8 protein-coding genes are annotated in these 9187 nt (G+C 64.9%); 6 read left to right on the plus strand and 2 right to left on the minus strand.

The genetic code is table 11. The features are described from left to right. Positions 1 to 247 precede the first annotated feature (247 nt). Positions 248 to 1027, plus strand: a complete 780-nt coding sequence (locus tag G0D83_RS27910) for a VacJ family lipoprotein (protein WP_164197765.1) — start codon at positions 248 to 250, stop codon at positions 1025 to 1027. After that, the gene (locus tag G0D83_RS27915; protein WP_164197766.1) at positions 1027 to 1626 is read left to right on the plus strand and encodes a phospholipid-binding protein MlaC; all 600 of its coding nucleotides are present in this window, start codon (positions 1027 to 1029) and stop codon (positions 1624 to 1626) included. The genes G0D83_RS27910 and G0D83_RS27915 overlap by 1 nt, the downstream gene beginning before the upstream one ends. 15 nt (positions 1627 to 1641) lie before the next feature. On the opposite strand, the gene G0D83_RS27920 is transcribed toward G0D83_RS27915, so the two are convergent. Next, on the minus strand, positions 1642 to 2019 hold the full coding sequence (locus tag G0D83_RS27920; RefSeq protein ID WP_164197767.1) for a hypothetical protein: 378 nt from the start codon (positions 2017 to 2019) through the stop codon (positions 1642 to 1644). Here G0D83_RS27920 and clpB point away from each other — a divergent pair. After that, positions 2000 to 4615, plus strand: a complete 2616-nt coding sequence (clpB, locus tag G0D83_RS27925; protein ID WP_164197768.1) for an ATP-dependent chaperone ClpB — start codon at positions 2000 to 2002, stop codon at positions 4613 to 4615. The genes G0D83_RS27920 and clpB overlap by 20 nt on opposite strands. Before the next feature lie 169 nt (positions 4616 to 4784). Here the strand turns inward: clpB and G0D83_RS27930 are convergent, their stop codons facing one another. Then, the gene (locus tag G0D83_RS27930) at positions 4785 to 5267 is read right to left on the minus strand and encodes a fasciclin domain-containing protein (RefSeq protein ID WP_203595108.1); all 483 of its coding nucleotides are present in this window, start codon (positions 5265 to 5267) and stop codon (positions 4785 to 4787) included. A 330-nt stretch (positions 5268 to 5597) separates the two neighbouring features. On the opposite strand from G0D83_RS27930, the gene G0D83_RS27935 reads away from it, so the two are divergent. From G0D83_RS27935 to msrQ, 3 genes are all read left to right on the plus strand, one after another. Next, positions 5598 to 7091: an FMN-binding glutamate synthase family protein gene (locus G0D83_RS27935; protein WP_164197769.1), complete on the plus strand. Its 1494-nt coding sequence runs from the start codon at positions 5598 to 5600 to the stop codon at positions 7089 to 7091. A gap of 82 nt (positions 7092 to 7173) precedes the next feature. Further along, complete coding sequence (gene msrP, locus G0D83_RS27940) at positions 7174 to 8076, plus strand: protein-methionine-sulfoxide reductase catalytic subunit MsrP (protein ID WP_164197770.1); 903 nt, start codon at positions 7174 to 7176, stop codon at positions 8074 to 8076. 3 nt (positions 8077 to 8079) lie between these two features. Next, complete coding sequence (gene msrQ, locus G0D83_RS27945; protein WP_203595109.1) at positions 8080 to 8700, plus strand: protein-methionine-sulfoxide reductase heme-binding subunit MsrQ; 621 nt, start codon at positions 8080 to 8082, stop codon at positions 8698 to 8700. The last annotated feature ends 487 nt before the right edge of the window (positions 8701 to 9187 follow it).

A 9187-nucleotide genomic window follows, 5' to 3' on the forward strand; every position in this document is an offset into this window, starting at 1 on the left:
GACGAACCAATAGTAGGGTCGGCTTTGCTTGCGGACAGATGCGAGCTCGTCTGCCCCTGCGTCTTTCACTCTATTTTTCATGAGCGCTATTTCGCTCTCCAATTGTGAATATCCCGTCTGCGGTGCAGACTTGAAGAATTTTCATGTTACTCTCACGACACGAGGCCAGCAGGAAATACGAGGCCCCTTGGGGTCCGTCGCGATAGCAAGTAGGAAGATCTTGTACATCAAGATCGGATTTTTCCTAATGAGAATTCCCGGGCTGACCGGCCGTGCTCCTGGTTTTCGGGCTTTTGCGGGCTTGGTACTTATCACGGGGCTCGCCGCATGCGCGACTCCCGGACCCGGCGAAACACGCGACGGTGTCTTTGATCCGCAAGAACCCGCCAATCGCCGCGTACATGCTTTTAATAAGAGGGTTTATTCCCGCCTATCGGGTGACGGAGAGCCCGGATTCATCGAATCCCTGCCAGATCCTGTCAAAAATGGGGTGGTGAATTTCTCCGATACGGTCGCCTTGCCGCAGACCGTGGTGAATCAGTTGCTGCAGGGGCGGCTGCTGCGCGCCTCGCGCAACACGCTGCGGTTTTCGGTCAACGCGACGCTGGGGATCGCCGGGCTGATGGACGTGGCCAGCCCTATGGGTCTGCTTGAGGATCGCAGCAACTTCGGGGAGACGCTCTATGTCTGGGGCTTCCCCGAGGGCGGCTATATGGAGCTGCCGGTTCTCGGCCCCTCGACCGAGCGCGAGACGGTGGGTCTCTTCGTCGATTTCTTCACCGATCCCTTCGCCTATGCGCTCCCCTCGCCGCAGCGCTATGTCCGCTACGGCGCGCGGCTCGGCGAGCTGATGATCAAGCGCAGCGACTACGGCGACGCGATCGATGCGGTGATGGAGGGCAGCGCCGACAGCTACGCGCAGGCGCGGGTGATCTGGCTCGAGAAGCGGCGGCACGAGCTTGGCGATGACAGTATCGAGGGATCGGGGTTCATCGATCCCGAGGCCATGGACACGGAGGGTTTCTAATGGGGCATTTCACGAGCAGGCGGGGCTTTCTTGCCGGGGCGCTGAGCGCCTCCGCGTTTGTGGCGTTACCGGGCGTGGCGCTCGCGGCCAGCGCGGCGCAGGCGGAAAAGCTGGTGCAGGGGCTGGTCGGGGACGTCAACGCGGTGATTGCCTCGGGCGCGTCCGAAGCCGCGATGATCGCCGAGTTCGAGCGCATCTTCGTGCGCTACGGCGACATGCCCTATATCGCTGCCTACGTCATGGGCGCCGATGGCCGCCGCGCCACGCCGGCACAGAAGAAGGCCTTCACCGCCGCCTTCCAGGGGTACGCCGCGCGCAAGTACGGCAAGCAGTTCCGCAAGTTCATCGGCAGCGCGATCACCGTCTCCGGCACGCAGAAAGTGAAGAACGCCTACCAGGTCGCCACCGTTGCCAAGCTGCGCGGGCAATCGCCCTTCGAGGTGAGCTTCTTCGTCGGTGAGAAATCGGGACGCTTTTACAACATGTATGTCGAGGGCGTGAACATGCTGCTCACCGAGCGGACCGAGATCGGCGCCATGCTCGACAGGCGCCGCGGCGATATCGACGCGATGATCGACGACCTCCGGCAGGCGGGCTGACCGCGTCTCTAGCGGTCAGGATCGGGGAGCGCGCGCTTTGCGGGGCGCCGCCTGTACCGGTCGGGCACCCGCAGCGCCGATCGGCTGGAAATCGTCGAATTGTGCGCGCTCGCCGGCCGCGGCTTGCATCCCTTTGCTGGGCGGCGCCAACTGGGGCAGACAGGTCTTGGGGGAGGATGTGGCAAAGAGATCGGCAGCGATGTGCACCGCGGCATCAAGCTCGCGCCCAACCCCCTGATGCGGCATTTTTTCACCCGCGATGTTCTTGAACCGTTCAGGGTCTGCGCCCATCTTTACCCCGAGGCCCGTGACCTTCCCGTGCTGCTTGTCAGGCGGGGCAAATCCAGACGGGCGCTTGTGAAGGAGAGACAGCATGAACTTGGAGAAGTTCACTGAACGTGCGCGCGGGTTCATTCAGGCCGCGCAGACCATCGCAATGCGGGAAGGCCACCAGAGGCTGGTTCCCGAACACCTGCTGAAAGCCCTGATGGACGATGACCAGGGGCTGGCCAGCAACCTGATCACCCGTGCCGGCGGCGCGCCGCAGCGGGTGGTGGAAACCCTCGATCAGAAACTCGCGAAACAGCCGAAGGTCTCGGGCGACGCCGGTCAGGTGTATCTCGACTCGGCGACCGGGCGCGTGCTCGACGAGGCCGAGAAGATCGCGAAAAAGGCGGGCGACAGTTTCGTTCCCGTCGAGCGCGTCCTCATGGCCCTCGCCATCGAGCGCAGCGGCGCCAAGGAGGCGCTGGAGGCCGGTGCGGTGACGCCTCAGAAGCTGAACGAGGCTATCAACGACATTCGCAAGGGCCGCACGGCCGACAGCGCCAATGCTGAAGAGGGGTACGATGCCCTCAAGAAGTACGCGCGCGATCTGACCGAAGCCGCGGAGCAGGGCAAGATCGATCCGATCATTGGCCGCGACGACGAGATCCGCCGCTCGATGCAGGTGCTCTCGCGCCGTACCAAGAACAACCCTGTTCTGATCGGTGAGCCCGGCGTGGGTAAAACCGCGATCGCCGAGGGCCTCGCGCTGCGCATCGTCAATGGCGACGTGCCCGAAAGCCTGCGCAACAAGCGGCTGATGGCGCTCGACATGGGCGCGCTCATCGCCGGGGCCAAGTACCGCGGCGAGTTCGAGGAGCGGCTGAAGGCCATTCTGAAGGAGATCGAGACCGCTGCCGGCGAGATCATCCTCTTCATCGACGAGATGCACACGCTTGTGGGCGCGGGCAAGGCGGACGGGGCGATGGACGCCTCGAACCTGCTGAAGCCGGCGCTGGCCCGCGGCGAACTGCACTGCGTCGGCGCCACCACGCTCGACGAGTACCGCAAGCACGTCGAGAAGGACCCGGCGCTCGCGCGGCGCTTCCAGCCGGTGATGGTGCAGGAGCCGACGGTCGAGGACACGATCTCGATCCTGCGCGGCATCAAGGAGAAGTACGAGCTGCACCACGGCGTGCGGATCTCGGACTCGGCCCTCGTGGCCGCGGCGACGCTCTCGCACCGCTACATCACCGACCGCTTCCTGCCGGACAAGGCGATCGACCTCATGGACGAGGCCGCCTCCCGCCTGCGCATGGAAGTGGACAGCAAGCCCGAGGAACTGGACCAGATCGACCGCAACATCCTGCAGATGCAGATCGAGGTCGAGGCGCTGAAGCTCGAGGATGACCAGGCGTCCAAGGACCGCCTCGAAAAGCTCGAGCGCGAACTGGCCGAGCAGGAAGAGCGTTCTGCCGAGATGACCGCAAAGTGGCAGGCCGAGCGTGACAAGCTGGCTTCGGCGCGGGACATCAAGGAACAGCTCGACCGGCTGCGCGCCGATCTCGAGATCGCCAAGCGCGAAGGCAACTTCGCCAAGGCCGGTGAGCTGCAATACGGGAAGATCCCCGAGCTCGAGCAGCAGCTGGAGCAGGCCGAGAACGCCGAGAGCGACGTCATGGTCGAAGAGGCCGTGCGTCCCGAGCAGATCGCCGAGGTCGTCGAGCGCTGGACGGGTATCCCGACCAGCAAGATGCTCGAGGGCGAGCGCGAGAAACTGCTGCGCATGGAAGACGGGCTGCACAAGCGGGTCATCGGCCAGAACCAGGCGGTGCGCGCCGTCGCCAACGCGGTGCGCCGGGCGCGGGCCGGGCTGAACGACGAGAACCGACCTTTGGGCTCGTTCCTCTTCCTCGGGCCGACCGGTGTGGGCAAGACCGAGCTGACCAAGGCCGTGGCCGAGTTCCTCTTCGACGACGACAGCGCGATGGTGCGCATCGACATGTCGGAGTTCATGGAGAAACACGCGGTTGCCCGTCTGATCGGCGCGCCTCCGGGGTATGTCGGCTATGACGAGGGCGGCGTGCTGACCGAGGCCGTGCGGCGGCGCCCCTATCAGGTGGTGCTGTTCGACGAGGTCGAGAAGGCGCACCCGGACGTGTTCAACGTGCTTTTGCAGGTGCTCGACGACGGCGTGTTGACCGATGGCCAGGGCCGGACCGTGGACTTCAAGCAGACGCTGATCGTGCTGACCTCGAACCTCGGCTCGCAGGCGCTCAGCCAGTTGCCCGATGGGGCGGACAGCGCCGCTGCCAAGCGCGACGTGATGGATGCGGTGCGGGCGCACTTCCGCCCCGAGTTCCTCAACCGGCTCGACGAGACGATCATCTTCGATCGGCTCAAGCGCGAGGACATGGATGGCATCGTCGAGATCCAGCTTGCGCGCCTGCTCAAGCGTCTGGCGAACCGCAAGGTCACCCTCACGCTCGACGAGGGGGCCAAGAAGTGGCTGGCCGAGGAAGGCTACGATCCGGTCTTCGGCGCGCGTCCGCTCAAGCGGGTGATCCAGCGCGCGCTGCAGGATCCGCTGGCCGAGATGATCCTCGGCGGCGACATCCACGACGGCGACACGGTGCCGGTGAGTGCCGGGGCTGACGGGCTGATCATCGGCGATCGCATCGGCGCCAGCAACCGGCCCCGCCCGGACGACGCCGTGGTGCACTGAGCGACATGCCTCGCACGTAGTAAAGGCCCGCCGTTTCGGCGGGCCTTTCGCATTGGCGGGCGGGATGCGCCCCTAAATGAGAGGGGGCGCGGCGCTGGCTGCCGCGCCCCCTCGCTGACGCCGTGGGCGCCGACCGGGGTTGAAGAGGTGCCGGCACCGCGTGGGGGGATCACTGCGGCATCAGCACTCCGTCGATCACGTGGATAACTCCGTTCGAAGCTTCGATGTCCGGCTGGGTCACGTTGACTCCGCCGACGGTGACACCGCCTTCGGTCATGATCTCGAGACTTTCGCCCTGTACCGTCTCGGCCATCATGCCGTTGGTCAGGTCGGAGGACATCACCTTGCCCGGCACCACGTGGTAGGTGAGGATCGCGGTCAGCTTGTCCTTGTTCTCTGGCATCAGCAACGTGTCGACCGTGCCCTCGGGCAGGGCGGCGAAGGCCTCGTCGGTGGGGGCGAAGACGGTGAACGGCCCGTCGCCGCTCAGAGTCCCGACCAGCCCGGCGGCTTCGGCGGCGGCGAGCAAGGTGGAGAAGCTCCCGGCGTCCTGCGCGGTCTCGACGATGGTCTTGCCCATGTGCGAATCCGCCAGCGCGGGCGCGGCGGTCAGCATGGCTGCGGTGAGGGCAACGGATGTCATGCGGATCATTATGATCTCCTCCTGTTCGGCATTGAATGTACCCAAGGTTACGCGGCGAAGGTCGGGGCGGATCACCCCCTTTTGCCGAGATCAGGGCGTGGAGCGTGGTTGTCTCGCGCTTGTGAGGTGGCGTCAGCCCGGCGTGAAGGGCATGCCAGAGGGCGCCAGGCGCGGCCCGGCCGCGCTTGGACGGCACCGGGGCGGCGCAGCTTCGTCGCTAACATGCCGCGCAGGCGTCCCGCGGCGCCCTTCTCGCTTTGCCCCCTCTGCCGGGCGTTGTAACGATGCCGCCGAACCCGCTTCGACAACCGACACGTTCTACAGACATCCGAGGGAATAATGGGCGCGGCAATGTACTTCCTGCAAATCCTGGCACTGGTCTTCACAGTGGCCATCGGCTTTGCAGTGCTGGCAGTGGTACTCCTGTACCTGATCGACACCACCCAGACCGGCGACGCGATCCGCCGCAACTACCCCGTCATCGGCCGCTTCCGCGGCTGGTTCACCAAGCTCGGCGAGTTCTTCCGCCAGTATTTCTTCGCCATGGACCGCGAGGAAATGCCCTTCAACCGCGCGCAGCGCGACTGGGTCTACCACGCCACCAAGGGCAAGGATAACACCGTCGCCTTCGGCTCGACCCGCAACCTCAACATCCCCGGCACGCCGATCTTCGTGAATGCGGTCTTCCCGCCGCTCGACGACCAGTTCTCGGTGACGGAACCCATGGTGATCGGGCCGACCGCCAAGCTTCCCTACGTGGCGCGCTCGATCTTCAACATCTCCGGCATGAGCTACGGCGCCATTTCGCGCCCGGCGGTCGAGGCACTGAGCCGCGGGGCTGCCGAGGCGGGGATCTGGCTGAACACGGGCGAGGGCGGGCTCGCGCCTTTCCACGAGCTTGGTGCCTGCGATCTGGTCTACCAGATCGGCACCGCAAAGTTCGGCATTCGCGACGAACACGGCAATATCGACGATGCCAAGCTGGCGGCGGTGGGCGCCCGCCCGCAGGTGAAGATGTTCGAGCTGAAACTGGCGCAGGGGGCCAAGCCCGGCAAGGGCGGCATCCTGCCCGGCGAGAAGGTCAACGCCGAGATCGCGGCGATCCGCGGGCTCAAGGTCGGTCAGCCCGGCATCTCTCCGAACCGCCATCGCGAGATCGACACCTTCGAGGATCTGCTCGACATGATCGTGCACATTCGCGAGGTCTCGGGCCGGCCGGTGGGCTTCAAGACGGTGATCGGCTCGTCAGACGAATGGGAGCGAATGTTCCAGCTGATCGTCGAGCGCGGCCCTGAAAGCGCCCCCGACTTCATCACCATCGACGGCGGCGAGGGCGGCACCGGTGCCGCGCCCATGCCGCTGATCGACCTCGTCGGCATGCCGATCCGCGAGGCGCTGCCGCGCATCGTCGACCTGCGCGACCGCTACGGGCTGAAGGAACGCATCCGCATCGTCGCCGCCGGCAAGCTGGTGAACCCCGCCGACGTCGCTTGGGCGATCTGCCTCGGTGCCGACTTCGTCACCTCGGCGCGCGGGTTCATGTTCTCGATGGGCTGCATTCAGGCGCTGAAGTGCAACCGCAACACCTGCCCCACGGGCATCACCACCCACGACCCGCGCCTGCAGAAGGGGCTCGTGGTCGAGGACAAGTACAAGAAGGTCGCCAATTACGCCAAGGCGGTGATCAAGGAGGTCGAGACCATCGCGCATTCCGTCGGCGTCTCCGAGCCACGCCAGATGCGCCGCCGCCACGTGCGCATCGTGCAGGCCGACGGCAGCTCGATCCCCTTCTCCAAGCTGCGCCCAAGTTACAGAGGGGACACCGCAACGTGAGATCGCTTTGTTTGGCGGATCGGCGGTTCTCCGCTAGCTTGCTCGAAACCCGTTACGGGGCAGATGTGCAGGAGGACATCCGATGGCGTTCCGCTGGAAAGGCGATCTCAAGGATCATCACGTCACCGACGAGGCGCATTGGCTGAACCGCCGGCAGATCATCGGCGGCGCGGCCGGGATCGCGCTCGCCGGTCTCGCCGGGCGCAGCCAGGCGGCGGAGACGCTTGAGCCCAACAGTTGGGAAGAGATCACCAGCTACAACAACTACTACGAGTTCGGCACCGGCAAGGAAGACCCCAAGGCCTATGCCGGTGCCCTCACCACCAAGCCCTGGACGGTGACCATCGACGGCTTGGTTGACCGTCCCGGTGACTACGCGCTCGAGGACATCCTGTCGAAGATGACTGTCGAGGAGCGCATCTATCGCTTCCGCTGCGTCGAAGCCTGGTCGATGGTCGTGCCGTGGAACGGTTTCGAGCTTGCCGATCTGCTGGAGCTTGCGGGCGTGCAGTCAGGGGCGAAGTATGTCGCCTTTGAAACCCTCTACCGTCCCGAGGAAATGCGCGGCACTGCCTACCCCGTGCTCGACTGGCCCTATGTCGAGGGTCTGCGGCTCGACGAGGCGGTGAATCCGCTGACCTTGCTGGCCACTGGCATCTACGGCAAGGACATCCCCAACCAGAACGGCGCGCCGCTGCGGCTGGTGGTGCCGTGGAAATATGGCTTCAAGTCGATCAAGTCGATCGTCAGAGTCACGCTGACCGATAAGGAACCGCCGACCTCGTGGAACAAGTCGAACCCGCGCGAATACGGTTTCTATTCCAATGTGAACCCGCAAGTTGACCATCCGCGCTGGTCGCAGGCCACCGAGCGCCCGATCGGTGGCGGCTTCTTTGCCAAGCGCAAGCCGACGCTCATGTTCAACGGCTACGAGCAGGAGGTCGCTGCCCTTTATGACGGCATGGACCTCTCAAAGAGTTTCTGAGCCATGGTGATTTGGATCAACAGCGTAAGTCGGCGCCTGCCGCCCTGGCTCCTCTACATGATCGCACCGCTGCCGGTGGCCTGGTTCCTCTACCTCGGCTTCACCGGAAGGCTGGGGGTCGAGCCGATCCGCGCGCTCGAGCACAAGCTGGGCGAGCTCGGGCTGCAGATCCTTCTGCTGGTCTTGGCGATCACCCCCCTGCGCCGCTACGCCGGTCTGAACCTGCTGCGCTTCCGCCGGGCGCTGGGGCTGGTCGCCTTCTTCTATATCACCCTGCATCTTCTGGTCTGGCTGGTGCTCGACGTTCAGATCCCGGCGCAGATCTGGGCCGACATCGTCAAGCGCCCCTATATCACCATCGGGATGCTGGCCTTTGTCCTGATGATCCCGCTGGCGCTGACCTCGAACAATCTCTCGGTCCGGCGCCTGGGCAAGCGCTGGCGCAAGCTCCACTGGCTGACCTACCCGGCGCTCCTGCTTGGGTCCCTGCACTTCGTGTTGCTGGCCAAGGGATTCCAGATCGAGCCGCTCCTCTATCTCGGCGCGACGGTGCTGCTTCTGGCGCTGCGGCTGAAGAAACGGAGCTTCGGCCGACTCGGCACGGTCGGAGGGGCGAGAGGGTAGGGCGGCCCTGTGCGTGGGGCGCGCATCTTCATGCCTCTCCTCGGACGCGACTCGCAGCGGTTTTTGCACAGGCATGTGGGTAACCCTGTGGGCCGCGCAACATCTGGACCCAGGTGAGAGTTTCCGGCCTCGGGTGGACCTAAGGGAAGCGCGGCATCTGGGTGGGCCCAAGAAGAAAAATCGAAACGTATCTTGTTGTTATTGCGCAGTTATTCAGGAATCTCGCAAAAACTTGCGCCTCTTCGGAAAAATCCGCTTGCAGGCCCCGGGGGGTATCCGTAAAAGGCCCCTCACCGGCGGCGCTGAGGCGCACGGCGGGACGCCAGACGGGGCGGCGGCGCGCGGAAACGCGGGGCCGGCGCAGACGAGGCGGACAGGAAATTCGAGAGACGGGCAGGCGGGCGCGCCGAAAGTTAGGGCGCACTGGTCTGGTTTTGTCTCTCACGCTCTTTGACATCGCAGATATCTGAAGAGATATGCGGGCGGC

Source organism: Salipiger sp. PrR003, assembly GCF_010500785.1.
GTDB classification, from domain to species: Bacteria; Pseudomonadota; Alphaproteobacteria; order Rhodobacterales; family Rhodobacteraceae; genus Salipiger; species Salipiger pacificus_A.

Excerpts from the sequence above, each read along its gene's own strand:
- G0D83_RS27930 (WP_203595108.1), bottom strand. The coding sequence starts at position 5,267 with ATGATCCGCATGACATCCGTTGCCCTCACCGCAGCCATGCTGACCGCC.
- G0D83_RS27915 (WP_164197766.1), top strand. The coding sequence starts at position 1,027 with ATGGGGCATTTCACGAGCAGGCGGGGCTTTCTTGCCGGGGCGCTGAGC.
- msrQ (WP_203595109.1), top strand. The coding sequence starts at position 8,080 with ATGGTGATTTGGATCAACAGCGTAAGTCGGCGCCTGCCGCCCTGGCTC.
- msrP (WP_164197770.1), top strand. The coding sequence starts at position 7,174 with ATGGCGTTCCGCTGGAAAGGCGATCTCAAGGATCATCACGTCACCGAC.
- G0D83_RS27910 (WP_164197765.1), top strand. The coding sequence starts at position 248 with ATGAGAATTCCCGGGCTGACCGGCCGTGCTCCTGGTTTTCGGGCTTTT.
- clpB (WP_164197768.1), top strand. The coding sequence starts at position 2,000 with ATGAACTTGGAGAAGTTCACTGAACGTGCGCGCGGGTTCATTCAGGCC.
- G0D83_RS27935 (WP_164197769.1), top strand. The coding sequence starts at position 5,598 with ATGGGCGCGGCAATGTACTTCCTGCAAATCCTGGCACTGGTCTTCACA.